The sequence below is a fragment of the Lysobacter sp. H21R4 genome (genome assembly GCF_015277535.1).
In the GTDB taxonomy this organism is placed as follows: Bacteria; Pseudomonadota; Gammaproteobacteria; order Xanthomonadales; family Xanthomonadaceae; genus Novilysobacter; species Novilysobacter ciconiae.
Genome location: NZ_CP063772.1, coordinates 2100298 through 2126720, shown reverse-complemented (window position 1 = coordinate 2126720; position 26423 = coordinate 2100298). Strand labels below are relative to the sequence as shown.

The following is a 26423-nucleotide window of genomic DNA, read 5'->3' as shown; positions in this document are numbered from 1 at the left end:
CCGAACTGCGGCTACTGGCCGGCAATCGCCTTGGCGGTACGGCGGGTCGAGAAATCGATGTCTCGGGTCAGCTCGAAAGACTGCTGCAGCTGGTCCTGCGAGGGCGCCTGCATCCATACGTGCGCGCTGCGACCGTCGTCGAGTTTGAGCAGCGTCTCGCGTGCCTCGATCCCCGGCTGCCCGGCCAGTTCGGCCCGGTACCACTGGACCTCACGGCCGCCGATGCTGCCGTTTTCCACCCGGTTGCTGCGCTGCGGCGAGAAGGTCGGCTTCTTGCTGATGTACATGCCGAACGCTTCGGACCCGTCGGCGCGCAGCGCGCGGCAGAAATCCGCGCCGTTGCTGCCGCGGTACTCCCAGGCCAGGCCGGTACTGGCGTCCAACTGCGGGCAGGCGTTGGCCTGCTGTGCGTGGGCGCCACCGGCGATCAGCAACAGCGGCAATAAGAGTGCCGTCTTGTTCATTGGTATTCCCCCTGGTTGCGGAAACGCTCCGCACCGAACGCGCAGTGCATCACCCCGCACTGCTGAACCGACCTTAAAGCACGCCGTGGGGATTGACAATCGCCGGCGGAATTGCTTCGGCTACTGGCGTGGATCGCCCGCCGTGCCAATCACGACGGGGTCAGCGAGATCAGCAGAGCGCGCGCGGCAGCAATGCGCGCCGCGGGCTCGGGCAGTTCCAGGCTGAGGCGCAGCTTGTCGGGGCCGTCCATCCGGTACAGGTTGGGCTGGCCCTGGATCATGCGGATCACCGCCATCGGGTCGACCTTGGGCTTCTCGACGAACTGCAGCCGGCCGCTGGTGGGACCGATGTCCAGTTTGCGCACGCCCAGTTCGGTGGCCTGCAGCTTCAGTTCGGCGATGGCGAACAGGTGTTTGGCCGGATCAGGCAGCAGGCCAAAGCGGTCGATCATCTCCACCTGCAGCTCGCGCAGATCGTGCGCGTCGCGGGCGCCGGAAATCCGCTTGTACAGCGTCAGGCGGGTGTGCACGTCGGGCAGGTAGTCCTCCGGGATCAGCGCCGGAACATGCAGCTCGATCTCCGCGCCGCGCTCTTCGGTGGCGTCCAGGTCGGGCAGCTTGCCCTGGCGGATGCTGCGCACGGCGCGCTCCAGCAGCTCGGTGTAGAGGCTGAAGCCGACCTCGGCCATCTGCCCGCTCTGGTCCTCGCCCAGCAGCTCGCCGGCGCCGCGGATCTCCAGGTCGTGGGTGGCCAGGGTGAAACCGGCGCCCAGTTCGTCCATCGCCGCGATCGCGTCCAGCCGCTTCTTCGCATCGGCGCTGATCGAGCGCGTGTCCGGCACCACCAGATAGGCATAGGCGCGGTGGTGCGAGCGACCGACGCGCCCGCGCAGCTGGTGCAGCTGGGCGAGGCCGAACTTGTCGGCGCGGTTGATGATGATGGTGTTGGCGTTGGGGATGTCGATGCCCGACTCGATGATGGTCGAGCACAGCAGCACGTTGAAGCGCTGCTTCTGGAAGTCCAGCATCACCCGCTCCAGCTCGCGCTCGGGCATCTGGCCGTGGGCGATACCGATGCGCGCCTCCGGCACCAGCGCTTCCAGCTCGCGCTGCATGCGGCCGATGCTTTCCACGTCGTTGTGCAGGAAGTAGGCCTGGCCGCCGCGGGAGATCTCGCGCTGGAACGCCTCGCGCAGCTGGCTGTCGTCCCACGGCACCACGAAGGTCTGCACCGCCATCCGGTGCGCCGGCGCGGTGGCGATGATCGACAGGTCACGCAGGCCCGCCATCGCCATGTTGAGGGTGCGCGGAATCGGCGTGGCGGTCAGGGTCAGCAGGTGGACGTTAGCGCGCAGGGCCTTCAGCGCCTCCTTCTGGCGCACACCGAAGCGCTGCTCCTCATCGACGATGACCAGGCCCAGATCCTTGAAGCGCACATCCTTTTGGAGCAGCCGGTGGGTGCCGATGATGACGTCGATCCCGCCCTCGGCCGTCTTTTCCAGTTCCGCCTTGATCTGCTTGGGCGTCTTGAAGCGCGACAACACCTCCACCTTCAATGGCCAGTCGGCGAAGCGGTCGCTGAAGTTGCGGTAGTGCTGCTCGGCCAGCAGCGTCGTCGGCACCAGCACCGCGACCTGCTTGCCGGCCGCGGCCGTGGCGAACGCGGCGCGCACGGCGACCTCGGTCTTGCCGAAGCCGACGTCGCCGCAGACCACCCGATCCATCGGCTGGCTGGATTGCAGGTCGCGCAACACCGCCTCGATCGCGGCGTGCTGGTCGGGGGTCTCCTCGAACGGGAACGCGGCCGCGAACGGCTCGTACATCGCCCGGTCCAGGTCGACCGCCAGTCCGGCACGGGCCCGGCGCCGAGCCTGGATCTCCAGCAGCTCGGCGGCCACATCGCGGACCTTTTCCTGCGCCTTGCGCTTGGCCTTGCTCCATTGCTCCCCGCCCAGCGAGTGCAGCGGCGCGGTTTCCACCGACGCGCCCGAGTAGCGGTTGATCAGGTGCAGCTGGCCGACCGGCACGTACAGGCGGTCGCCCTTGGCGTACTCGATCTCCAGGTATTCGTTTTTCTCGCCACCGGCCTCCAGCGTCACCAGCCCGCGGTAGCGGCCTACGCCGTGGTCCTCGTGGACGATCGGCGCGCCTTCGGACAGCTCGCCCAGGTCGCGGACGATCGCTTCGGGCTCACGTCCGGCGCGACGCGGACGACGCGGCTGGGTCGCCCGTTCGGGGAACAGCTGGCGCTCGGTCAGCACCGCCAGTGCGGGCGCGGTCAGGGCGAAACCGTCTTCCAGCGGGGCCACGGCGATGGCGAAGCGGGTGTCGTCCGCACTGTCTGCCGGCGCCTTGGTGGTGATCCGGTTGCTGCCCAGAAAGGCCTGGAAGTCCGGCAGCACCTCCGGCTCCAGCTCGGCAGCGCGGAGGATCTCCAGCAACGCCTCGCGGCGGCCGGCCGAATCGGCGGCGATCAGGACCCGGCCCGGATAATGGCCGAGGAAGGACTTCAGCTCGCCGGCGGGAACCTGGTCGCGCGCACTGATCGGCAGCGCGGGCGCCGGCTGGCTGGCCAGCACTTCGGCACGCGCACCCTGCGGATGCGATTCGCCGCAGACCTCGATGCGGGCGCCCTGGTTGAGCCGTTCGCGCAGCGCATCCGGCGACAGGTAGAGGGCGTCCGGCGGCAGCAGCGGTCGCTCCAGATCGTGCCGGCGCTGCTCATAGCGCTCGCCGGTCTGGCGCCAGAACGCGTCCGCCGCCTCGTTGACGCCTTCGCCGAGCAGCGGCAGCGTCGCCTCATCGAGGTAATCGAACAGCGTGGCGGTCTGGTCGAAGAACAGGGGCAGGTAGTACTCGATCCCCGACGGCGCCGTGCCGGCCTTGAGGTCCTGGTACAAGCCGCTGCGGCGGGTATCCAGATCAAAGCGCTCGCGCAGCGCGTCCAGCGCGCGCTTCAGTGATGCCTCGTCCAGGGGCAGTTCGCGCCCGGGCAGGAGTTTGACCGCATCGATCTTGTCCTCGGAGCGCTGGGTCTCCGGGTCAAAGCCGCGGATGGTGTCGATCTGGTCGTCCAGCAGCTCCACGCGGAACGGCTGCGAGGCCCCCATCGGGTACACGTCCAGCAGGCCGCCGCGCACGGCGAAGTCACCCGGGTCGAGCACCTGCGGCACGTGGTGGTAGCCGGCTGATTGCAAACGTCGCTGCTCGGCATCCAGGTCCAGGCGCTGGCCGACGGTGACATCGAAACTGCCGCCGACCACGTGGCGCAGCGGCGCCAGTCGCTGCAGCAGGGTCTGCACCGGCACGACGACAATCCCGCGCTGTAATCGCGGCAAGCGGTTCAACGTGGCCAGGCGCTGGCTGATGATTTCCGGATGCGGGCTGAAGTGGTCGTAGGGCAGCGTTTCCCAGTCGGGAAAGTGAAGCACCGGCAGTGATGCCGCGTCGGTGGCGGGCGGCTCGGGATCGCCCGGCGACGCATTGGCACCCAGCAGGGTATGCAGATCCGCCTCCAACTGCTGCGCGGACTGGTTGTCGCGCACGATCGCCAGCAGCGGCCCCGGATGGGTGGCGGCAGCGCGGGCGATGTGGAAAGCGAGGGCCGAGAGCGACGCCGGCGCGCGCCACCAGGCACGCAGATGGCCCGCTTTCGGCAGCGGCGGAGTGGGGGAGGGGGAGGCAGGCATCAGCCGGCCATTTTAGCCGATGGCACCAGGAGCCGTCCGGGGTCGGGCGTCAGGCCGCTTCGTCCGTCGGGGTCAGTTGCAGGGTGACCCGAACGAGGCCGTCCTGCTGCCACTCGCGCACGAAGCCCAGCGAATCGGCCAGCGAGAGCATCGGCAGGTTGTGCTCGAACACGTCGCCATAGACACGCTCGAGCTGTTTGCCGCGCGCCCATTTCACCAGTCGCGTCATCAGATAGCGCCCCAGGCCCATGCCGGCGATGAAGTGGCTGACCAGGATGGCGAACTCCGCATCGCGCCCGTTGGGGTCGATCGAGATGCGCGCGACGGCGCCGACCAACGCTTCCCCGGGCGGCAGCGGCTCGGCGGCCACCAGGGCGAACTCAGTCTTCGGCTGGATCCGGGTGAAGCGCTCCACCGATTCCTGCGAGAGCTCCTTCATGGAGTGCAGGAACCGCTGGCGGATCTCGTTGGGCTGCAACAACGAGAAACCGGCACGCAGTGGCTCCGCATCCTCGGGACGGATGGGGCGGATCAGCAGCTCCCGCCCGTTGGGCAGGCGCTGGCGTTCGTGCCAAGGCGGGAGTCGTTCACGGGTACTCATGCGCAGATGGTGGCACACGGCATGTAAAGGCCGTATTCATCCACTGATTGCCGGCCCGGCAGCGTCGGTGAGGAGCGCAAAGGCACGCTGCGCATACATTTGCCGATGCTAGACTCGCGATCCTTCAAGCGGAAAGACGCCATGTCCGGAAGTGGAGATTCGACCCGCGCGATCCTGTACGCCCTGTCTGCCAACTTCGCCATTGCCGTGGCCAAGGGTGCGGCGGCGTTCTTCACCGGCTCCAGCGCGATGCTGGCCGAGACCATCCACTCGCTGGCCGATTGCGGCAACCAGCTGCTATTGCTGCTGGGGATGAAGCAGGCCCGCCAGCCGGCGTCGCCGGAGTATCCGCTGGGCCACGGGCGCGAAGTGTACTTCTGGTCGTTCCTGGTCGCGGTGATGCTGTTCACCGTGGGCGGGATGTTTTCGCTGTACGAAGGCGTGCACAAGCTGCGCGCGGGCGAAACCGAGCCCGGCAGCAGCCTGTGGTGGGCGGTGGCGGTGCTCGTATTTGCGCTCATCGCCGAAGGTATTTCGCTGCGGACCTGCCTGCAGGAGGTCGACAAGTCGCGCGGCCACCGCAGCCTGTGGCGCTGGTTCCGGGAAAGCCGTCAGGCCGAGCTGGTGGTGATCTTCGGCGAGGACCTGGCCGCGCTGGTCGGACTGGCGTTCGCCCTGCTTGCGGTGCTGGCAACGATCATCACCGGCAACCCGGTGTGGGATGCGATCGGCACGCTGGGCATTGGCGCCCTGCTGATCGTGGTGGCGGTCCTGGTCGCGATCGAGATCAAGGCCATGCTGATCGGCCAGAGCGTGGACCCGGACCGGCAGCGGCAGATCCGCCAGTTCCTCGACGGCCGACCGGAAATCATCCGAGTGATCAGCCTGATCACCATGCAGCTGGGCAACGAGGCGATGGTTTCGGTGCAGGCGCATATGCGCGAGGAAAAGGACGTGCCGCTGCTGGTCGATCAGATCAACGCGATCGAACTGGCCATGAAACAGGCGTTTCCGGAAGTGCGCTGGAGTTTCTTCGAGCCGGACGTGCGCGCCGGCGTATAAGCGCGGGTGCCCAGCCCGGGGGGCGAGCGGCCGGGCTCAGTCGGCCTGCTTCAGCCACTCCACGCGCCAGGACCCGTCGCTTCCGGCCAGCGCCTTCTGCAGCAGCGGCAGCGCCTCGCGCATCGTGGTGTCGAACTGCCATGGCGGATTGAGCAGCAGCATGCCGCTGCCGTTCATGCGCAGCGGCGAGTCGTCCGGGTGGACCATCAGCTCGGCCAGCAGCGATGACTTCACCGGCAGCGTCGCGGCGCGGCGGAAGAACTGGTTCAGCGACCGCCGCAGCTTGATCGGATACCAGACCGCGTAGCAGGCGTTCGGCCAGCGGACCAGGGCGTCGCGCAGGGCGGCGATGATGGTGTCGAACTCCAGCAGCTGTGCCTCGTAGGGCGGATCGATCAGCACCAGCCCGCGGTTGTAGCGCAACTCGCCCAGGCGCGGCGGCAGCAGGGCTTTCATCGCCTCGTAGCCGTCGCGGGTGTGGGTGGCGACGCGCGGATCGCCGGCAAAGTTGGCCTTCAGTTGCGCGGCTTCCTCGGGCAGCAGTTCGCACACCGCGATGCGGTCTTCCTCGCGCAGCGCGTGGGCGAGCAGCCACGGCGAGCCCGGGTAACTGGTCGGACCATGCTGCGCGCGGCAGGCCTTCACCGCGGCCAGGTAACGGTTGATCGCCGGATGCCGCGGGGCTTCGGCAATCAGGCGGCCAATGCCGGCCTCGGCCTCACCTGTGCGCTGGGCGGAGTTGCTGTCCAGCGCATACAGGCCGCGCCCGCCGTGGGTATCCAGGGCAAACAGCGGCGAAGGCTTGGCGAGCAGCGCATCGCAAACGGCCAGGGTGGTGATGTGCTTGAAAACGTCGGCGTGGTTGCCGGCATGGAAGGCGTGGCGATAGTTCATCCGCACAGGGTATCGCGGTGGCGCGCCTACAGGCGGGCCGGTGAGTCCAGCTCCGCAAATTGCAGCCGGCCGGCCGATGCGACGGCCGTCACGCCTGCGGCTTTACGGCGCGCACACTTTCGTGCGCTACAGTCCGGCGGATGACCCATCGCCGATACCGCGAGGACGATCGCATGCCAGGCATGAATCCGCTCACCGAAGTCCAGTCCCGGCATGAGGGCCATCCCAGCCAGCGCGCTCTGACGGTCAGCTGCAGGACGGGCACCGAGGTCGCTGCTGTCCTGGATGACGTCGCGCGGTTGCGGGCGAACGTGCTGCAGGCGTGGCCGGACCTGCACGATGGCGATGCGCGGGCCGAGCGGGCACGTCTCGAGGGATGGGCCAAGTCCTGGCGCGGCATCGCAGTGCTGGTCATGGACCAGGGGCAGTTGGTGGGCGCGGCCCTGGGGCTGCCGCTGGAAGACGAGGAGGGAGTCGTCCGCGACGCCTTCGAGGCCGCCGGGCGCGCCACTGCGCCGGTGTTCTTGCTGGCAGGCTCGGTGCTGCTGCCGGGCTATCGCGGTCGCGGTCTGGGCCATCGCTTCTTCAGCGAGCGCGAGAACCACGCCCATTCGCTGGGCGGCTTCGAGTCGACCATGTTCATGGCCGTCGAGCGCGATCAGGACGATCCACGACGCCCGCCGTTCTGGCGCAGCAACGAGGCGTTCTGGCGCCGACGCGGTTACGTGCGCAATGACGCGCTGACGCTCCCGCTGAAGGCAGGACCGGAAACCGCGGCGTTCCCTCCAGCACGACAGGTCGCATGGGCCCGCCCGCTGGAGCGCGGCTGCTAGTCCGCCCATGCCGTTGCCCCGGACTTGGTGACAGAGCGGCCGACCGCTTTACCGCGCGCAGTTGCCGAATATTAATGGGGGAGCGCCTAGGCTGGGCGCTTTTCCCGTTTCCGGTATCCGTGTGGACCGTCGTGAACTGCTGATCGCGGGTTTGTCTCTGCCGCTGGCCGCCCTGGCGCGTCCGGCGTCGGCATCGCCCCTGTCGTTCCTCCTGGACGCCGGCGCGCAGGCGGCTGCGCTTAGGGTCGGCACGCCTTTCGGTGCCGAGACCGTTCCCGCCCTGGCGCGGGAGCTGGCGGCGCAGCCTTTCCAGCCGGCCAGCAGTGCATTGCCCGAGGCGCTGCGCGGCATCGGTTACGACCAGTACCGCGACATCCGCTTTGACCCGTCACATTCCCTGTGGCGCGCAGAGGATTGGCCCTTCCAGGCCCAGTTCTTCCATCGCGGCTTCCTCCACGCGCAACGCGTGGAAATTTACGAGGTGGTCGACGGCATCGCCCGGCCCGTGGCCTACAGCCCGGATCTGTTCTCCTTCGGGGCCGCGGCGAAGCCCGACGACGCCGATCTGGGCTTCGCCGGTTTCCGCCTGCATGCGCCGATCAACCGGCCCGACTACTTCGATGAGGTGTGCGCGTTCCTTGGCGCGAGCTATTTCCGTGCCGTCGGGCGCGGCCAACGCTACGGTCTGTCCGCGCGCGGGCTGGCGTTGGGGACCGCCGATCCGGCCGGCGAGGAATTCCCGGTCTTCAAGGCGTTCTGGCTGGAACGCCCGGCGCCGGGTGCCGCGCAGATCCGCGTCCACGCCTTGATGGACAGTCCGAGCGCTGCGGCCGCCTTCACCTTCGTCATCGATCCGGGCGCAGACACGGTGTTCGACGTGAGCATGCGGCTGTACCCGCGGGTGGACCTGGCCCGGGCCGGCATCGCGCCGCTGACCAGCATGTTCCAGTTCGACGCCGGCGACCGCGTGGGGATCGACGACTACCGGGCGGCGGTGCACGACTCCGATGGCCTGGCCCTGTTGAACGGTGCCGGCGAGCAGCTGTGGCGACCGCTGCGCAACCCCGCCTCGGTGCAGGAGAGCCTGTTCCTGGATCGCCAGCCGCGCGGGTTCGGCCTGATGCAGCGCAAGCGCGCATTCAACGACTACGGTGACAGCGAGGCGCGCTACGATCTGCGCCCCAGCGCGTGGGTGGAGCCGCAGGGCGATTGGGGCGACGGCGCCGTGCACCTGTTCGAGCTCCCCACCGCTGACGAGTACCACGACAACATCGTCGCCTTCTGGCGTCCTCGGAAACCGCTGGTCGCCGCCCGCGAACATCGCTTCGACTACCGCCTGCACTGGTGCGACCGGCACCCCTGGAACCCCTTGTTGGCCCGCGTCGAGGCCACCCGGGTGGGCGCCGTGGTGTCGGCGGGGCGGCTGCCGACAGCTGCTGCCGGCGCTGGCGCGCGTCGGTTCGTCATTGATGTGGCGGGCGGCGGCCTTCAGGATGCTGCGGCTGCGGCTGCGGCTGCGGCTGCGCCAGCGCCGCACGCCGAAGTGGACGCCAGCGCAGGCCGCGTTGCCAACGTCGTCGCCCAGCCGGGGGCAGTGGCTGGCACCTGGCGCATCGCTTTCGAGCTTGATCCCGGGAGCGACCCGGTCATCGAGCTGCGCGCGCGCTTGCTGGGCGCGGACGGAACCCCCCTTTCTGAAACGTGGTTGTACCGATGGACCGCCTGAGCACGATGCACTCCTTGACTGAGCCGAACACAGGCGCCACCCGGACCGCGCCCGCCGAAGCCCCGGTGAGCTCGCTGGACATGGCCATGATGCCGCCCGAGGCCGCGCTGGCAATGCCCGTGCAGTCGTTCGAAGACGCCGCGCCTGCCGCCGCGCGCCTGGCCGGGTCGCCGCCGGACATCGTCTGGCGCCGGCTGATCGTGCTTGGCGGAACCGCCGGCCTGACCCTGCTGGCCACCTACCAGCTGTGGTGGGCGATGCGCGGGGGCGGTCACAGCGCGCTGGAGTGGCTCAGCCTGGTGTTGTTCGCGGCGTTGTTCGTCTGGGTCGCGCAGGGTTTCATGAGCGCGCTCGCCGGCTTTGCATTGATCGTCAACGGCTACCGCCGGCGCGACCGGTTGGGCGTGATCGATGCCGGTCCGTTGCCCGCATTGACCACCCGGACCGCGTTGCTGATGCCGACCTACAACGAGGATCCCGAGCGGCTGATGGCCGGACTGCAGTCGATCTGCGAATCGGTGCTCAAAACCCGCCGCGAAGACGCCTACGACTTCTTCGTGCTCAGCGACACCACCCGGTCCGAGGTGCAGCAGCGCGAGCTGGCCGCCTTCCACCGCCTGCGTGACACGCTCGGCGGCCAGGTGCGCCTCTACTACCGGCATCGCCCGCAGAACATCGACCGCAAGGCCGGCAACATCGCCGAATGGGTGCGCCGCTTCGGCGCGGCCTACCCGCAGATGCTGATCCTGGATGCCGACAGCCTGATGACCGGCAAGGCCATCAACCGCCTGGCCGTGGCCATGGAGCGGCACCCGGAAGTCGGCCTCATCCAGACCCTGCCGGTGGTGGTGAACGGCAGCACGATCTTCGGCCGAATGCAGCAGTTCGCCGGCCGCGTGTACGGTCCGGTGCTGGCCCACGGCAACGCGTGGTGGCACGGAACCGAAGGCAACTACTGGGGCCACAACGCGATCATCCGCACCGCGGCATTCGCTTCCTGCGCGGGCCTGCCGGAGTTGCCGGGTTCGCGACCGTCCGGCGGCAGCATCCTCAGCCACGATTTCGTCGAGGCCGCACTGCTGCGCCGCGGCGGCTGGGAGGTGCACCTGGTGCCCGCGCTGGGCGGCAGTTACGAGGAAGGCCCGCCGTCGCTGACCGACATGCTGGTGCGCGACCGGCGATGGTGCCAGGGCAACCTGCAGCACGGCGGCGTGATTCCGGCCAAGGGTCTGCACTGGGTGAGCCGTTGGCACCTGCTGACCGGCATCGGCCATTACATCACCGCGCCGCTTTGGGGCGCCCTGATGCTGATCGGGCTGGTGATGACGATGGCCAGCTCCGGCCTGCAGTGGGACTCGCTGGTGTTCCCGGGCATCGGCTCGGCGGCCGACTGGACCGGGCCCAAGGGCATGGAGCGCTTCTTCTGGGTGTTCATGCTCACCATGTCGCTGCTGCTGGGGCCGAAGTTGCTGGGCTTCATCCTTGCCCTGACCGATCCGTGGGCACGCCGAAGCTGTGGCGGCGCGCTGCGCCTGACCGCCGGCGTGCTGGTCGAGACGCTGCTGACGACCCTTATGGCTCCCGTCACGATGTACGTGCAGTCGCGCGGGGTGATCGAGGTGCTCGCCGGCCGCGACTCGGGCTGGGAAAGCCAGCGCCGCGATGACGGCACGCTGACCCGCGCCGAGCTGTGGCAACGCTACGGCGGCGTCACCGTATGCGGCGTCGTGGGAGCGGCATGGAGCTTCGCGGTATCGCCCTCGCTGATGCTGTGGATGTCGCCGGTGTTGCTGGGCCTGATGCTGTCGATGCCGATGGTGGCGCTCACCGCAGACCCCGAAGCGGGCAGACGGCTGCGTCGCTCGGGCATCTTCCTCACCCCCGAGGAAGTCTCGCCACCGCCGATCCTGACCCGGGTGCAGGGCCTGCGCGGCGGGCTGACGCAACCGGTGGCCGAGTCCGGCCACGAGGCGGGGGGCGCCGGCGTTATCGCGTCTGCAACCGCAGGCTGATTCCCAGCGGCGCGATCTTGGCCGGCTCGTCGTCAAGGTCGGCCTTCAACAGCGGGCGCGCATCGAACCAGCGCTCGTCGAGCGTCAGCGTGAGTCGATCACCGTCGACCTGGGCGTCCAGCCGCGGGATCGGGTCCGCCTCGTGCGCGCGATGGATCAGCACCGCCAGGCGCAGCAACGCGGCGGTGTGCCGCGCCGCCGGCAGCAGGCGGTCGGGCAGGGCGTCGAAGACGTGCTTGGGGATCTTGCGCCGCTGGCTGCGGATCACCGCGGCGAGGAATTGCTGCTGCTGGCGCGAAAAGCCCGCGATGTCGGTGTGCTCGACCACGTAGGCCCCGTGCACGTGGTACCGGCTGTGGGCGATGGTCAGGCCGAGTTCGTGCAGCCGGGCCGCGCGGCTCAGCATCAGGCGGTCGTCGATCTCCAGCTGCCACGCTCCGGCCACCTGGTCGAACAGGCGCAGCGCGGTTGCCTCCACCCGGCCGGCCTGCAGCGTGTCGATCCCGTAGCGCTTCATCAACGCCAGCACGGAGCTGTCGCGGGGGTCGTCATCGCCGCCGCGCTCGAGCATGTCGTAGAGCACACCTTCGCGCAGCGCCGCCTTGCTGACCGCCATGCGCTCAAGCGCCAATGCGTGGAAGGCCGCCTCCAGCACCAGCAGCCCGCCGGCGATCACCGGCCGCCGGTCCTCGGGCAGGCTGGGCAGGTCGATGGTGTCGATGCTGCGCGCGCGCAGCAGTTGGTCGCGCACCGGTGGCAGTGCGTCGGCGAGGACGGAACCCTTGGTCAGCTTCATCGCCGCGCAGACATCGCCGATCGCCTTGTTGGTGCCCGAGGTGCCGATGGCATCGTCCCAGCCCAGCTCGCGGTAGCGCGCGGCAAAGGGCTGGAACGAGGTGGCGACATCGGTCAGCGCGGCATTCCAGCGTTTGCGGCTGAGTTTGCCGTCGCTGAAATACTTGCGGGTGGTCGCCACGCAGCCCAGCTGGACACTCTCGCGCTCGATGGTGTCCAGGCCGCTGCCGATGATGCATTCGGTCGATCCACCGCCGATGTCCAGCACCAGCCGCAGCCGTCCACGCTTGGCTGGCTGGGTGTGGGCGACGCCCAGATAGATCAGGCGAGCTTCCTCGCGGCCGGCGACGACTTCGATGGCATGGCCGAGCGCGCTTTCGGCCGGCATCAGGAAGGCCTGCGGGGACGCCAGCTTGCGCACGGTATTGGTGGCGATCGCCCGCACCCGTTGCGGCGGGATGTCGCGGATGCGCTGGCCAAACCGCGCCAGGCACGCGTAGGCACGCTGGCGCGCCTCCGCCGACAGGCCGCCGCGGGCATCCAGCCCGTCGGCCAGGCGCACCGTCTCGCGCAGCCGGTCCACCACCCGCAGCTGACCGAGCAGGTACTGCGCCACCACCATGTGGAAGCTGTTGGACCCCAAGTCGATGGCGGCCAGCATTTCGCCCTCCTGCAACGGCAGCGGGGTGGGGTGGAGGTCGGTCATCGGGGCAGTTTCGATCATCCGCACAGTTTGGCCAATAACGACGCCTGGGCCGAATGGGGCAGGGCGTCGTCCGCGCGTTCAACCAGGCGGTATTCGCCGCCGGGCTGCAGTTGCCAGGCGTTGAGGTTGTCGTCCAGGTAGTTCTCGAGCGCCTCGTCGAAAACGCGCCTGGCGACCGCGGGGTCCAGGATCGGGAAGCAGGTCTCGACCCGGCGCAGCAGGTTGCGCTCCAGCCAGTCGGCACTCGCGCAGAACAGCTCCGGTGCGCCGTCGTTGGCGAACCAGTAGGCGCGGCCGTGCTCGAGGAAGCGGCCGACGATGGAGCGCACGCGGATGTTCTCGCTTACACCAGGTACGCCCGGGCGCAGGGAGCAGGCACCACGGACGATCAGGTCGATCTCGACGCCCGCCTGCGACGCCCGGTAGAGCGCGCGGATCACCTGCGGCTCGTTGAGCGCGTTCATCCGCGCCACGATCCGGGCCGGGCGTCCGGCCTCGGCGTGGGCGCGCTCGCGGTCGATCCGCTGCAGCATCCCCGCGTGCAGGGTGAACGGCGATTGCAGCAGGCGCTTGAGCGTCATCGACGGCGCCAGGCCGGACAGTTGCTGGAAGATCAGGTGGACGTCGTTGCCGATCTCCGGATGGGCCGTCATCAGCCCCAGGTCGGTGTACAGGCGCGCGGTGCCGGCATGGTAGTTGCCGGTGCCCATGTGCACGTAGCGGCGCAGCTTGCGCCCCTCGCGGCGCACCACCAGCATCATCTTGGCGTGGGTCTTGTAGCCCACCACGCCGTAGACGACCTGCACCCCGGCCTCCTGCATGCGGTCGGCGAAACCCAGGTTGGCCTCCTCGTCGAAGCGCGCGCGCAGTTCGACCACCGCGGTGACGTCCTTGCCGTTGCGCGCGGCGTTGATCAGCGCAGCGACGATCGCCGAATCCTTGCCCGACCGGTACAGCGTCTGCTTGATCGCCAGCACGGCCGGATCCTCGGCCGCCTGGCGCAGCAGCTCCAGTACCGGAGTGAAGGCATCGAAGGGGTGGTGCAGCAACACGTCGCCGGCGGCAATCGTCTGAAACATCCGGTCCATCCCGGGCAGCGCCCGCGGCTGGAACGGTGGGAACTTCAGGTCCGGGCGATCGACCAGGTCGTACACCTGGATCACCCGGTTGAGGTTGACCGGGCCCTTGATGCGGTACACCGCCTCCGCGGCGAGGGCGAACTTCTCCAGCAACAGGTTGACGATCGGTTCCGGGCACGCGTCGGCGATCTCCAGGCGGACCGCGCGCAGGTAGCCGCGGCCGGCCAGCTCGTCGCGCAGCGCCAGGGCGATGTTGTCGACCTCCTCCTCATCGACGAACAGCTCCGAGTTGCGGGTCACCCGGAACTGGTAGGCGCCCTGGACCTCCATCCCCGGGAACAGCTCGTCCACGAAGCTCGACAGCACCGCGGACAGGAACACGAAATCGCTGGCGCCGCCGCTGACGCGCTGCGGCACCTGGATGATGCGCGACAGCGACCGCGGCGCCCGCACGATCGCCAGCCCGCCGCTGCGGCCGAACGCGTCGCGCCCCTTCAACACGACGACGATGTTGAGCGACTTGTTGAGGATCTTCGGGAACGGGTGCGCGGGATCCAGCCCCAGCGGCGACAGCACCGGCATGATCTCGTCGCGGAAATACGCGCGCAGCCAGCGGGTCTGGCGCTTGCTCCAGCTGCCGCGGGCCAGCACGCGCACGCCGGCCTCGGCCATCGCCGGTCGCAGCACGCTGTTCCAGCATTCGTACTGCGCCTCGACCAGGGCGGCGGCCTCGTCGTGGATGCGGCTCAGCAGTGCGGACGGCGCCAGCCCATCGGGCGCCAGCGGGCCGCCCACGTCCAGGGCGTGCTGGACGGCACCGGCGCGGATCTCGAAAAACTCGTCCAGGTTGGTGCAGCTGATGCAGAGGAATTTGAGCCGCTCCAGCAATGGCACCTCCGGGTCCTGCGCCTGGGCCAGCACCCGCACGTTGAACGCCAGCTGCGACAGCTCGCGGTTGAAGTACAGCGACGGATCGTGCAGTGGGCCATCGGCGGCGGTGTCGCTGTAGAGGCCGAGGTCCAGCGGCGTATCGTCGGGCAGCATCTGCTCCAGCTCGACCTGCAACGGCGGCGCCGAGGGTGAGGACGGCCGTTGGGGGGCGTTCATTGCGTGGCCTCGCTGGAAGCAGGGTGACTGGCGCCGGGATCAGGTGGACGGACCCGCGCAGCCGTGAAGTGACAGGAGAACATGCTGCCATCCCCGACCCGGCTGCGCACCTCGAGGCGCGCATGGTGCCGCTGCAGCACGTGCTTGACGATCGCCAGACCGAGTCCGGTCCCGCCACTGGTGCGTGAGCGGCTGTTGGACACCCGGTAGAAGCGCTCGGTGAGCCTAGGCAGGTGCTCGGCGGCGATGCCCATGCCGCTGTCGATGACTTCCAGTACGACCCCGCCCGCTTCTCCGGCCGGCCCGTCCTGGCGGCCATCCTCACGCCGGAACCGGATCAGCACCTGGCCGCGCTCGGGCGTATGCCGCACCGCATTGCCGACCAGGTTGGAGAAGGCGCTGTGCAACTCGGCGGCCGATCCCCATAGATCCACGCCTGCCGTGTTTTCCACCACGATCCTGTGCCTGCCCTGGCCGAGCGCGAGACCTTCGCGGCGCAGCGTGTCGAGCAGGGGCGCCATCGGCACCCGCTCTTCGACCGGCGCACCGTCCGCGGACTCCAGCCGCGACAGCGCCAGCAGGTCCTCGACCAGCCGGGCCATGCGTTGCGACTGGCGTTGCATCTCGCCCAGCATCGGGGCCAGGGCGCGGTGTTCGTCTGGATCAATCATGTCCAGGTAGCCGTGGATCACCGTCAGTGGCGTGCGCAGTTCGTGGGAGACGTTGGCCACGAAGTCCCGACGCATCTGCTCCAGCTGGAGCAGTCGGGTGACGTCGCGTGCCACCAGCAGCCACAGGTTTTCCGAGTACGGGATCAGGCGCAGGCTCAGGCGGACGGCCGGGCTGACCGGTGAGGCGACCTCGATGGTGTCGGCGTGGCGGCCGCTGGCGAGCCATTGCGCCATGGGCAAAGGGTGCAGGCGTGGGACCAGTGGCGCGCCGACATCGGCCGGATAATGCAGTCCGAGCAGCTTGGCCCCCGCCTGGTTGAACCAGCGGATCCGCTGGCTGTTGCGCTCCACCACCACCACCGCATCGGGCAACGCGGCCGCCGCCGCCCGGTAGGCCCGCAGCATCTCCAGCAGACGCCGCTTGCGCAGTCGGCGCTCGCGCTGGTCGCGATCGTGCAGGCGGTCCAGTTCGTCCCAGGCCCCCCGCTTGCCGGCAAGCCGGGGCCAGCGGCGCGCGCCGAGCCGGTGGAGTACACGGCCCAGTTGCCAGTGTTGCCAGCCCAGCATCGCCAGAGCTGCCAGCGCCAGCACGGGCCAGAAGTGTCCGGTCGCCATGCCGAGCACCCCGCTGATCGCCAGACCGGCGACGGTCAGGCCAAGGGTGCGCAGCCAGGCGTTGCGGGCGTCGGGAGTCATGGCCCAGTATCCAACAGGTCCCGCGCGGCTCAGGTGGTGGGGGCGGCGGAGAAGCGGTAGCCCACGCCGCGCACGGTCTGGATCATGCCGTCGAGCGCGAACGGCTCCAGCGCCCGGCGCACCCGGCGCACATGCACGTCCACGGTCCGCTCCTCCACGTAAACGCTGCCGCCCCAGACGTGGTCCAGCAGCTGGGGGCGGGAGTACACACGGTCGGCGTGGGTCATGAAGAAATGCAGCAGGCGATACTCGGCCGGTCCGATCGGGACCGCTTGCTCATTGCCCGGATCACCGGCGAACACCCGGTGGGCAGTGCCATCCATGCGCAGGGCACCGATCCGGATGCTGCCGTCTTCGTCGTCCCCGCGCGCGCGGCGCAGCACCGCGCGGATCCGCGCCAGCAACTCGCGGGTGGAGAACGGCTTGACCACGTAGTCGTCGACACCCGCCTCCAGGCCGCCCACCCGGTCGTCCTCCTCGCCGCGCGCGGTGAGCATGATGATCGGGATGTCGCGGGTCAGCGCGTGCCGACGCCAGCGCCGGGCCAGTTCGATGCCGCTGGTGCCGGGCAGCATCCAGTCCAGCAGGATCAGGTCCGGCACGCGGTCGGCAATGGCGAGCTCCGCCGCCTGTGCGTCGCAGGCCGTCACCGGCTCGTAGTCGCCGCGCGATACGGCGAAGGCGACCATGTCGCGGATCGCGGGCTCGTCTTCGACAATCAGGATGCGTTTTTGCAAGGAAAGCTCGAATGCCTCGGGAGGTAGGGCGGGAATCGCCGCGATCGATCCGGCAGCCCCGATCCGAGCAGTACACCACGGCTTCATGACCGGTTGATGACAGAGCCGAAACGCACGCCGCTCGCCGCTCAGGCTAGCGCCGTTCCAGTACCTCGTCGCGGATGCCCTGACGGTGCAGCTCCAGCACCGTGGGCGTGATCCGGGCGATGCGCGCCTCGATCCGCGCCCGCGCGTAATAGTCCACCTCGGGCCGCTTCTTCAGCACGTTCAACTGCACCAGGGCCTGCTCGGCGCGGCCGCTCAGGAACGCCGCCTCGGCGTAGGCCTCGCCGGCGCGGATCGGCTCGCCGGCGATTTCGCTGGCGCGCGCAAAACTGCGCTGGAACTCGGGATCGTTGGCGGACTGGCCGGCCAGCGGCCGCAGCACTGCCTGCGCGCGCTTGCCCGATTCCAGGTCATCGCGTTCCAGCAGTGCGGAGGCATAGGTCAGGACCACGGCGCGATTGCGCGGCAGTCGCTGCGCGAGCGCTTCAAATCGGGTGTCGGCACTCGCCTTCCGGCCGCTGCGCGATTCCGCCTCGGCCAGGCCCAGGTTGATCCACAGGTCCGCGGGGCGATCTTTCATCAGGCCCTGCAGCAGGGTCACCGCCGCGGGTGCCTGGCCGGCGCGCAGGCGTGCGATCGCCAGGCCGTAGCGCTGCGCTTCGTCCAGTTCGCCGCGGCCGGCGATCTGCTCGTACTCGCGGATCGCCGCCGTCGGGGATTCGGCACTGAACACACGCAGCCTCTCGCGGGCGAGGTCGAAGTAACCGGTGCCCTGGCTGGCGCTGGCCTGGATGACCAGCCCGTCCGGCAACAGCGGGTTGTCGGTGGCGATCGAGCCGGGCTGGAAGCGGCCGGTGCTGGCGCCCAGGCGCGCCGCCCGCTCCTTGGCCTCGCTGATGCGGGTCGTGGTGACCGGGTGCGTCATCAGGTAGTCGGGAATGTCATAGGCGCCGGCGGCATTGGCCCGCGAACGCGCCTGCATGACGAGGAAAAAGTCGGCCATGGCGCTGGCGTCGTAACCGGCGCGGGCCAGGGTCTGCAAGCCGATGCGATCGGCCTCGTGCTCGTTGGAGCGGGTGTAATTGATCTGGCGCTGCTGGGCCAGGCCCATCGCCGACATGATCGCGGCCTGGGTGGCCTCGCCCGACGAGCTGCCGCCGGCCGCCTGGGCGGCGACGATCGCGCCGAGCATGCCCAGCAGGAGTGGCAGCTGGTCGCGCTGCGTGCGTTCGGCGCCGCGCAACACGTGTTGCTGGGTGACGTGGGAGATCTCATGTGCCAGCACCCCGGCCACCTCGTCCTCGCGGTCGGCCGCCAGGACCAGCCCCGCGTTGACGCCGATGTAGCCGCCCAGCGTGGCGAAGGCGTTGATCTGGCGTTCGCGCAGCATGAAAAAGGTGAACGGCTGGGTCGGCCGGTCACTGCTCGCACCCAGCCGGCTGCCCAGCGCATCCAGCCAGCTGTCGATCAACGGGTCTTCCAGGATGTAGTCGTAGTGACGCAACTGCGCCAGCATCATCGCGCCGTATTCCTCCTGCTGGCCCGGGGTCAGCAACTCACCGGCGGACGAGCCGATATCCGGCAGGGAGTCCTGCGCCGGGGCACAGACACTGGCCAGAGCAAAGGTGAGGGCGGTGGTGAGCAAGACGATGCGGCGCAAGTGGAGGCTCCTGGTACCGGTGTTGCAGGGTGGGGCGGTGGATCGAGGATGGTGCGTGCGGCGGCGTTGCGGGTTAATTGCGGTTAACCGCGATGGCGATGATCTACGGCAGGCGCGCCGGGCGGATTAGACTGGACCACACACCGGTTCGGCGTCTTGCGACCCATTAACGCATCTAGTGGCCCGGACGGCGCCGCGAGATACTCGGCGCCTGTCCACCACGACCGGTCATATGACCGCCAACCGCCCCCCGAGTTCACTGCAGGAGAGACGTTTTGACTTCCAACGCGACCCCCGAGATCCTCATCTACACCAGCGCGACCTGCCCGTATTGCGTGGCGGCGGGCAACTTCCTCAAGAGCAAAGGCCTGGAATGGCGCGAGATCCGCGTCGACCTGGACCCGGCCGAACGCGAGAAAATGGTCGCGCTCGCCAAGCGCACCAGCGTGCCGCAGATCTTCGTCGGCGGCACCCACGTGGGCGGTTTCGACGACATGATGGCCATGCATCGCGCCGGCAAGTTCGAGCCCTTGCTGGAAGGCGCGCAGTGAGCGAGGCGGGCGACCGGCCGGGAAGCGGCGCCGCCGAGGGTTTCGCCGACTTCCGCCAGCGCATGAACGACCGCATCCTGGCCGAACCCAACCAGGTCGTGCGGCGGTTCTTCGCCCTCGACACGCAGACCTACAAGGCCGGCGCGCTCGACGTGAAGACCAAGGAACTGCTCGGCCTGGCCGCCTCGATGGTCCTGCGCTGCGACGACTGCATCAGCTACCACGTCGGCCAGTGCCATCAGGCCGGGGCCACGCGCGAGGAGCTGTTCGAGACGTTCTCGGTGGGCCTGGTGGTGGGCGGCTCGATCGTGATCCCGCATCTGCGCCGCGCGGTCGACTTCCTCGACCAGCTCGAGCGGGGCGAGGGCACGGCACCGGCGGTGCATGACCACAGCTGACTTTACCTCCGCGCCGGCCTGCAGGCCGGCCGGCGATCCGGCATAATTACGGGGCTAACCCTTCGGCGCCGCGCAGCACGCAGCGCGCTCCCCCAGCTGGAAGAGAATCCCACATGACTCAGACGATCACGGTCATCCATGGCGACGGCATCGGCCCGGAAATCATGGATGCAACGCTCCACGTGCTTGATGCGATGAAGCTCGACCTGGCCTACGAATACGCCGACGCCGGCATGGGCGCGATGGAGAAGACCGGCGAGCTGCTGCCGGCCGCGACCATGGATTCCATCCGCAAGAACCGGATCGCCCTGAAGAGCCCGCTCACCACGCCGGTCGGCGGCGGCTTCTCCTCGATCAACGTCGAGCTGCGCAAGCGCTTCGACCTGTACGCCAACGTGCGTCCGGCCAAGTCCTTCCCCAACACGCTGACGCGTTTCCCGGCCGACGTGGACGTGATCACCGTGCGCGAGAACACCGAAGGCGCCTACAGCGCGGAAGGCCAGGAAACCGCCGCCGACGGGCAGAGCGCGATTTCCGTCACCCGGACCACCCGCAAGGGCTCCGAGCGCATCGTCCGCTACGCCTTCGACCTGGCACGGGCGGCTGGCCGCAAGAAGGTCACGGTGGTCCACAAGGCCAACATCCTCAAGTCCACCTCGGGCCTGTTCCTGAAGACCGCGCGCGAGGTTGCCGCGCTGTACCCGGACATCGAGTGCGAGGAGATGATCGTCGACAACGCGTGCATGCAGCTGGTGATGCGCCCCGAGCAGTTCGACGTGCTGGTGACGACCAATCTTTTCGGCGACATCATCTCCGACCTGTGTGCCGGCCTGATCGGCGGCCTGGGACTGATCCCGGGTGCCAACATCGGCGCCGACGCGGCGATCTTCGAGGCCGTCCACGGCACGGCTCCGGATATCGCCGGCCAGGGCAAGGCCAACCCGTGCGCGCTGTTGCTGGGCGCTGCGCAGATGCTTGACCATCTCGGCAAGCCCGAAGACGCCACCCGCCTGCGCAAGGCGATCGTGGCCACGCTGGAAGCCAAGGACAGCCTGACCGGCGACCTGGGCGGCACCGGCACCACGATGGGCTTTGCCAAGGCGATCGCCAGCCGGGTCTGACTCGGAAAACTGTTTACGTCCGCTGATGGTATTTCGGACCCGACGGAGCGCCACTGGCGCTCCGTTTTTTTGCCGGGTGTGGCGCCAATGAAAAGGGCGCCGAAGCGCCCTTTTCGTGACTCGTCTCGTGCCAGCGCAGGCCTCAGCGTGACTGCAGCTTGGACAGCAGGCGCAGGAACTCGATGTACAGCCACACCAGAGTGACCATCAGGCCGAATGCGCCATACCACTCCATGTGCTTGGGCGCGCCCTTGGCCACCGCGTTCTCGATGAAATCGAAGTCCAGCACCAGGTTCAGTGAAGCCACCACGACCACCACCAGGCTGAAGCCGATGCCGACCATGCCCGACTCGTGGATCATCGGAATGTTCACCCCGAAGAACCCCATCACGATGCTGGCCAGGTAGACCAGGAAGATGCCGCCGGTCGCGGCCACCACGCCGAGCTTGAACTTCTCGGTCACCTTGATCATCCCGCTGCGGTACGCAAACAGCATCGCGAAAAGCGTGGCAAAGGTCAGCAGCACGGCCTGCATTACGATGCCGTCGTACAGGTGGTTGAACATCGCCGAGATCGCGCCAAGGAAGAAGCCTTCCACCAGCGCGTACAGCGGCGCGGTGATCGGCGCCCATTCCTTCTTGAAGATGGTGGCGAACGCGAGCACCAGCCCGCCGATCAGCCCGCCCCACATGTAGGGAGCAGCGCCGACGATGCCGGCCGGAGTTGAGACCTGGCTCCAGGCGAACGATGCGGTGAGGACGCAGAGCAACAACAGCATGCCGGTCTTGTTGACCGTGCCGTTGAGGGTCATCACGTCATTGCCGCCGCGCACGACGGTGCCGCTGTTGATGTCCAGGAAGCTGGACTCCTTCAACGCCGGATTGCTGCTGCGGATCATGCAAGCCTCCTGGGCCGTAAAAAGTGGATGTCTGCCCCGAGGATACACCGCAGCCGCGCGTTTACCGCTGAACCGTTGACAGTACCCGGGCCCGGCGCCAGAATGGTCGGCCTTTCGCGGCATTGGCGTGCAACGAAGGCCCGGATCGGGGCATAGCGCAGTCTGGTAGCGCATCTGGTTTGGGACCAGAGGGTCGGGGGTTCGAATCCCTCTGCCCCGACCAACAAGTTCCACGGCGTCGGTATGATTTCCACAGGCGCCCGTAGCTCAACCGGATAGAGCACTAGCCTTCTAAGCCAGTGGTTGCAGGTTCGAGTCCTGCCGGGCGCGCCAGTCACCCGCATGTTTTGGATATGATCCTGCTGTCGTTTTGCCTGTTGTCGTTTTGCCTGTGGTGGATGTAGCTCAGTTGGTTAGAGCATCGGATTGTGATTCCGAGGGTCGCGGGTTCGAGTCCCGTCTTCCACCCCACTTTTTCAGGGATTGTGCTGTACAATTCCGCGTGTTCCGGGCCGTTAGCTCAGTTGGTAGAGCAGTTGACTCTTAATCAATAGGTCGATGGTTCGAATCCATCACGGCCCACCAGATAGAACGGGTGCCAGGGATCATTCCCCGGCGCCCTTTTTATTGCCTGGCACCCGCGTTCGCCCCTATCCTGCGATCGCCGTGGCCATGTCCCAGCAAGCGAAAGTGGCGGAATTGGTAGACGCCCTGGCTTTAGGTGCCAGTGCCGCAAGGCGTGGGGGTTCGAGTCCCCCCTTTCGCACCATCGCGGTCGTGATCACTGCGGTGGGAGTGCTGGCCTGGTCGGCAAAAGACTGGCAGCGAGGGGCGGAATCCGCCAGACTATCGCGTTGACCCGCGCCGGGCGCCGCCCGCCGCGGCCCGCCTTGGCCCACCATCAAATCAACGTGCCGTCGGTGTTCGCCGCGGTTGCAGGAGTGGATATGCAAGTTTCGGTCGAATCGCTCGGTGCCCTTGAACGCCGCATGACCTTCAACCTCCCGTCGGACCGCTACCAGAGCGAAGTCGGCGGCCGTCTGCGCGAGATCTCGCGCACGGCGCGGATCAAGGGCTTCCGTCCCGGGCGCATCCCGCCCAAGGTCATCGAGCAGCGTTTCGGCCAGCAGGTCCGTGCCGAGGTGCTCGACGCGCTCGTGCGCGACAGTTTCGGCAACGCGGTGCGCGAGCAGTCGCTGAAGATCGCCGGCAGCCCGGCCATCGAGCCGGCCAGCAACAGCGCCGACGAGCTGGCCTACGTGGCGACCTTCGAGGTTGTCCCCGATTTCGGTGACATCGACGTGTCCGGCCTGAAGATCGTCCGCAACACCTCCGAGGTGAAGGACGCGGACATCGACACCATGGTCGAGAACCTGCGACTGCAGCGCCGCAGCTGGAACGAAGTCGAGCGCGGCGCCCAGGAAGGCGACGCGGTCGAGTTGGAGACCTTCTCCACCGTCGAGGGCGAGCGCATGCCGGCCGAAGGCGCCGAGCGCGGCACCACGGTGATCGGCTCCGGCGGCATGCTGCCGGCCATCGAGGCCGAGCTGAAGGGCATGAAGGCCGGCGACGAGAAGGATGTGGACGTCCAGTTCCCGGCCGATTGGCGCGTGCCCGCGCTCGCCGGCAAGACCGTCGCGGTCAACCTGAAGGTCGGCAAGGTCTCCGAACCGCACCTGCCCGAGGTCGACGCCGAGTTCATCAAGAGCTTCGGCATCCGCAGCGGCGATGCCGAGCAGTTCCGCTCCGACATCCGCAGCAACCTGGAGCGTGAGCTCAAGGGCGCGTTGATGAGCCGCCTGCGTCGCGAGGTCAGCGAGCAGCTGGCCGCGGCGTATGCCGAGGTGGAGATGCCGCCGAAGCTGGTCGAGAACGAGGCGCGCGACATGGCCGCGCAGGCCGCCGAACAGGCACGCCGCCAGGGTCGCAACGCCGAGCTTCCCGCCGACGCGCACCTGCAGTTCATGGACGGCGCCCGCAGGCGCGTGCTGGTGGGCCTGCTGGTGGGGGAAGTGGCCCGCAACAACGAGCTCAAGCTAGATCCCAAGCGGGTCAACGAAACCCTGAACCTGATTGCCTCGACGTACGAAGAACCCGAGCAGGTCATCGAGCTCTACCGCAATGACCAGGACCTGATGCGCGGCCTGCGGGGGCGCGTCATGGAAGAGCAGGTGATCGACTGGATCGCCGAGCGCGCCGAGCACACCGAGCAGCCGCTCGAGTTCGCCGACGCCATCCGCCAGTAATCGATCCGGCTTGCCGGTTCCCGCCTGACGCGGGCACCGGCGGCCCTTGCGTCGTGGCCCGGTCGACCCCACGTTGATTGGGTCAGCCCATGCAATGCCAGCCAAGGTGCCGTTTTGATGGATAAGCAAACAAAAGCCCTGAACCTCGTGCCGATGGTGGTCGAACAGACCAGCCGCGGTGAGCGCGCGTACGACATCTACTCGCGTCTGCTCAAGGAGCGGGTGATTTTCCTGGTCGGTCCCATCGACGACCACGTGGCCAACGTGATCGTGGCCCAGATGCTGTTCCTCGAGGCGGAGAACCCCGAGAAGGACATCAGCCTCTACATCAACTCGCCCGGTGGCGTGGTCACCGCCGGCATGGCGATCTACGACACCATGCAGTACATCCGGCCCGACGTGAGCACGATCTGCGTCGGCCAGGCCGCGTCCATGGGCGCGCTGCTGCTGGCGTCGGGCGCGAAGGGCAAGCGTTACGCACTGCCCAATTCGCGGGTGATGATCCACCAGCCGCTGGGCGGCTTCCAGGGCCAGGCCACCGACATCGAGATCCACGCGCGCGAGATCCTCGCGCTGAAGCAGCGCCTCAACGAAGTGCTGTCGCGCCACACCGGCCAGCCGTTGGAGACGATCGCGCGCGACACCGACCGCGACAACTTCAAGGGTGCCGAGGCGGCACGTGACTACGGTCTGGTTGACGAGGTGCTGGAGCGCCGGCCCGAAGAGTCCATCCAGGCCAGTTGAGTCCAACGCCGCACGGGCTCCCGGGCGATTTGGCGCAAGCTACTGATTTTAAACGATATTGAGCGGCGGGCCCGTGAGTTTTCGGGTCCGCCCGCTGTGCTACCCTCAAACCAAACCACGCCGGAACCCATCGCCCCGTACTCGCGTTCCGCGGGTGCCATGTTCCAACTACAGATGTTCCAGCCAAGACGATCCAGGCAAGCGCATGACCGATGACCGACAGGGCCGCAGCAGCGGCGACAGCAACAAGATCCTCTACTGCTCCTTCTGCGGGAAGAGCCAGCACGAGGTGCGCAAGCTGATTGCCGGTCCGAGCGTATTCATCTGCGATGAGTGCGTCGAGCTGTGCAACGACATCATCCGCGAGGAGCTGGAGGAGAAGGCGCAGTCCGCCCGCAGCCATCTGCCCAAGCCGCGCGAGATCCTCGCCGTGCTCGACGAGTACGTGATCGGCCAGGCGCGGGCGAAGAAGACGCTCGCCGTGGCGGTCTACAACCACTACAAGCGCATCGAGAGCCGCCAGAAGAGCGACGACATCGAGCTGGCCAAGTCCAACATCCTGATGGTCGGCCCGACCGGTTCGGGCAAGACGCTGCTGGCGGAGACGCTGGCGCGGATGCTCAACGTCCCCTTCACCATGGCCGATGCCACCACCCTCACCGAGGCCGGCTATGTCGGCGAGGACGTGGAAAACATCATCCAGAAGCTGCTGCAGAAATGCGACTACGACGTCGAGAAGGCGCAACAGGGCATCGTCTATATCGATGAGATCGACAAGATCTCGCGCAAGTCCGACAACCCGTCCATCACTCGCGACGTGTCGGGCGAGGGCGTGCAGCAGGCCCTGCTGAAGCTGATCGAAGGCACCGTGGCCAGCGTGCCGCCGCAGGGCGGTCGCAAGCACCCGCAGCAGGAGTTCCTGCAGGTCGACACCCGCAATATCCTGTTTATCGTCGGTGGCGCATTCGCCGGCCTGGACAAGATCATCCAGCAGCGCAGCACCGAGGCCGGCGGCATTGGTTTCGGCGCCAAGGTGAAGAGCAGCGACCGCAAGGTCGACATCGGCACCGTGCTGGCCGAGGTCGAGCCCGAGGACCTGGTCAAGTTCGGCCTGATCCCCGAGTTTGTCGGTCGCCTGCCGGTGGTCGCAACGCTGGAGGAGCTGGACGAGGCGGCCCTGGTGACCATCCTCACCGAGCCCAGGAACGCCATCACCAAGCAGTTCCGCAAGCTGTTCGAGATGGAGGACGTGGAGCTGGAGTTCCGCCCCGACGCGCTGGTGGCCATCGCCCGCAAGGCGCTCAAGCGCAAGACCGGCGCGCGCGGGTTGCGCACCATCGTCGAGTCGGTGCTGCTGGACACCATGTACGAATTGCCGTCGCTGGAGGATGTCAGCAAGGTGGTCGTGGACGAGTCGGTGATCGAGCACAAGACCGAGCCGTACCTGATCTACGAGACGCCGTCGGCAGCCCCGCAGAAGGCCGCGTCCGGCGACTGAGCCGACTCCGAAGGACGGATTCGCCGTCCGGGATCGCGATCAGCCACCTGCGCCTGCAAGTGGCTGATTTTGTTTTCGGGGCATGAATTTTGCCCGTACCGGCTGAACAAGCCGCTTGCAACCTTGCCCCATGGCCCCCATAAATCGTGTCATGGCCGGCAATTCCCGGCACCCTTCTTTTTTATGCGGC

At 67.9% G+C, this 26423-nt stretch carries 20 protein-coding genes and 5 tRNA genes; 15 read left to right on the top strand and 10 right to left on the bottom strand.

The annotated features are described in order from the left end of the window. Positions 1 to 11 precede the first annotated feature (11 nt). From INQ40_RS09675 to INQ40_RS09665, 3 genes are all read right to left on the bottom strand, one after another. Positions 12 to 464 carry a hypothetical protein gene (locus INQ40_RS09675; RefSeq protein ID WP_194340263.1) on the bottom strand — a complete coding sequence of 151 codons (453 nt, stop codon included), beginning with the start codon at positions 462 to 464 and terminating at the stop codon, positions 12 to 14. 149 nt (positions 465 to 613) lie between these two features. After that, a complete protein-coding gene (gene mfd / locus INQ40_RS09670) occupies positions 614 to 4153 on the bottom strand; it encodes a transcription-repair coupling factor (protein ID WP_194340262.1) in 3540 nt (1179 codons plus the stop codon). A gap of 49 nt (positions 4154 to 4202) precedes the next feature. Continuing rightward, positions 4203 to 4754: a GNAT family N-acetyltransferase gene (locus tag INQ40_RS09665; protein WP_193984091.1), complete on the bottom strand. Its 552-nt coding sequence runs from the start codon at positions 4752 to 4754 to the stop codon at positions 4203 to 4205. Positions 4755 to 4895: 141 nt separating this feature from the next. Between INQ40_RS09665 and INQ40_RS09660 the strand changes: the two genes are divergently transcribed. Then, entirely contained in the window at positions 4896 to 5816 is a 921-nt protein-coding gene (locus INQ40_RS09660; protein WP_193984089.1) for a cation diffusion facilitator family transporter, read from the top strand. 36 nt (positions 5817 to 5852) lie between these two features. Here the strand turns inward: INQ40_RS09660 and rlmJ are convergent, their stop codons facing one another. Then, positions 5853 to 6710 (bottom strand): 23S rRNA (adenine(2030)-N(6))-methyltransferase RlmJ, encoded by an 858-nt coding sequence (rlmJ, locus tag INQ40_RS09655; RefSeq protein WP_194340261.1) that lies wholly within the window; start codon positions 6708 to 6710, stop codon positions 5853 to 5855. A 182-nt stretch (positions 6711 to 6892) separates the two neighbouring features. Here rlmJ and INQ40_RS09650 point away from each other — a divergent pair, with 182 nt between their 5' ends. From INQ40_RS09650 to mdoH, 3 genes are all read left to right on the top strand, one after another. Then, positions 6893 to 7543: a GNAT family N-acetyltransferase gene (locus INQ40_RS09650; protein ID WP_194340260.1), complete on the top strand. Its 651-nt coding sequence runs from the start codon at positions 6893 to 6895 to the stop codon at positions 7541 to 7543. A gap of 121 nt (positions 7544 to 7664) precedes the next feature. Beyond that, positions 7665 to 9269 (top strand): glucan biosynthesis protein G, encoded by a 1605-nt coding sequence (locus tag INQ40_RS09645; RefSeq protein ID WP_194340259.1) that lies wholly within the window; start codon positions 7665 to 7667, stop codon positions 9267 to 9269. 80 nt (positions 9270 to 9349) lie between these two features. Next, positions 9350 to 11281: a glucans biosynthesis glucosyltransferase MdoH gene (mdoH, locus tag INQ40_RS09640; protein ID WP_345776548.1), complete on the top strand. Its 1932-nt coding sequence runs from the start codon at positions 9350 to 9352 to the stop codon at positions 11279 to 11281. Here mdoH and INQ40_RS09635 read toward each other — a convergent pair. The 5 genes from INQ40_RS09635 to INQ40_RS09615 form a co-directional block, all read right to left on the bottom strand. Continuing rightward, a complete protein-coding gene (locus INQ40_RS09635; protein ID WP_194340257.1) occupies positions 11256 to 12782 on the bottom strand; it encodes a Ppx/GppA phosphatase family protein in 1527 nt (508 codons plus the stop codon). The genes mdoH and INQ40_RS09635 overlap by 26 nt on opposite strands. Positions 12783 to 12796: 14 nt before the next feature. Further along, complete coding sequence (gene ppk1, locus INQ40_RS09630) at positions 12797 to 14905, bottom strand: polyphosphate kinase 1 (protein WP_194342509.1); 2109 nt, start codon at positions 14903 to 14905, stop codon at positions 12797 to 12799. Between the two features lie 59 nt (positions 14906 to 14964). Beyond that, the gene (gene phoR, locus INQ40_RS09625; protein ID WP_194340256.1) at positions 14965 to 16335 is read right to left on the bottom strand and encodes a phosphate regulon sensor histidine kinase PhoR; all 1371 of its coding nucleotides are present in this window, start codon (positions 16333 to 16335) and stop codon (positions 14965 to 14967) included. 29 nt (positions 16336 to 16364) lie between these two features. Beyond that, positions 16365 to 17072 carry a phosphate regulon transcriptional regulator PhoB gene (gene phoB / locus INQ40_RS09620; protein WP_194340255.1) on the bottom strand — a complete coding sequence of 236 codons (708 nt, stop codon included), beginning with the start codon at positions 17070 to 17072 and terminating at the stop codon, positions 16365 to 16367. Between the two features lie 133 nt (positions 17073 to 17205). After that, positions 17206 to 18777 (bottom strand): M48 family metalloprotease, encoded by a 1572-nt coding sequence (locus INQ40_RS09615; protein WP_228076568.1) that lies wholly within the window; start codon positions 18775 to 18777, stop codon positions 17206 to 17208. Positions 18778 to 19052: 275 nt separating this feature from the next. Here INQ40_RS09615 and grxC point away from each other — a divergent pair, with 275 nt between their 5' ends. From grxC to INQ40_RS09600, 3 genes are all read left to right on the top strand, one after another. Beyond that, a complete protein-coding gene (grxC, locus tag INQ40_RS09610; protein ID WP_194340254.1) occupies positions 19053 to 19328 on the top strand; it encodes a glutaredoxin 3 in 276 nt (91 codons plus the stop codon). A gap of 62 nt (positions 19329 to 19390) precedes the next feature. Continuing rightward, on the top strand, positions 19391 to 19726 hold the full coding sequence (locus INQ40_RS09605; RefSeq protein WP_228482198.1) for a carboxymuconolactone decarboxylase family protein: 336 nt from the start codon (positions 19391 to 19393) through the stop codon (positions 19724 to 19726). 113 nt (positions 19727 to 19839) lie between these two features. Further along, positions 19840 to 20847: an isocitrate dehydrogenase gene (locus tag INQ40_RS09600; protein WP_194340252.1), complete on the top strand. Its 1008-nt coding sequence runs from the start codon at positions 19840 to 19842 to the stop codon at positions 20845 to 20847. A 142-nt stretch (positions 20848 to 20989) separates the two neighbouring features. Here INQ40_RS09600 and INQ40_RS09595 read toward each other — a convergent pair whose 3' ends face one another. Beyond that, positions 20990 to 21745 (bottom strand): Bax inhibitor-1/YccA family protein, encoded by a 756-nt coding sequence (locus INQ40_RS09595; protein WP_194340251.1) that lies wholly within the window; start codon positions 21743 to 21745, stop codon positions 20990 to 20992. Between the two features lie 146 nt (positions 21746 to 21891). On the opposite strand from INQ40_RS09595, the gene INQ40_RS09590 reads away from it, so the two are divergent. The 8 genes from INQ40_RS09590 (at position 21892) to clpX (ending at position 26233) form a co-directional block, all read left to right on the top strand. Continuing rightward, positions 21892 to 21968 (top strand) — tRNA-Pro (locus INQ40_RS09590). A 33-nt stretch (positions 21969 to 22001) separates the two neighbouring features. Continuing rightward, positions 22002 to 22078, top strand: a tRNA-Arg gene (locus INQ40_RS09585). A gap of 61 nt (positions 22079 to 22139) precedes the next feature. Continuing rightward, positions 22140 to 22216: transfer RNA gene (locus INQ40_RS09580), tRNA-His, on the top strand. Positions 22217 to 22254: 38 nt separating this feature from the next. Then, positions 22255 to 22330 (top strand) — tRNA-Lys (locus INQ40_RS09575). Between the two features lie 99 nt (positions 22331 to 22429). Further along, a tRNA-Leu gene (locus INQ40_RS09570) sits at positions 22430 to 22514 on the top strand. 178 nt (positions 22515 to 22692) lie between these two features. Further along, entirely contained in the window at positions 22693 to 23991 is a 1299-nt protein-coding gene (tig, locus tag INQ40_RS09565; protein ID WP_194340250.1) for a trigger factor, read from the top strand. A gap of 117 nt (positions 23992 to 24108) precedes the next feature. Next, positions 24109 to 24735 (top strand): ATP-dependent Clp endopeptidase proteolytic subunit ClpP, encoded by a 627-nt coding sequence (gene clpP, locus INQ40_RS09560; RefSeq protein WP_193984070.1) that lies wholly within the window; start codon positions 24109 to 24111, stop codon positions 24733 to 24735. Positions 24736 to 24940: 205 nt separating this feature from the next. Further along, positions 24941 to 26233 carry an ATP-dependent Clp protease ATP-binding subunit ClpX gene (clpX, locus tag INQ40_RS09555; protein ID WP_194340249.1) on the top strand — a complete coding sequence of 431 codons (1293 nt, stop codon included), beginning with the start codon at positions 24941 to 24943 and terminating at the stop codon, positions 26231 to 26233. Positions 26234 to 26423: the final 190 nt, after the last annotated feature.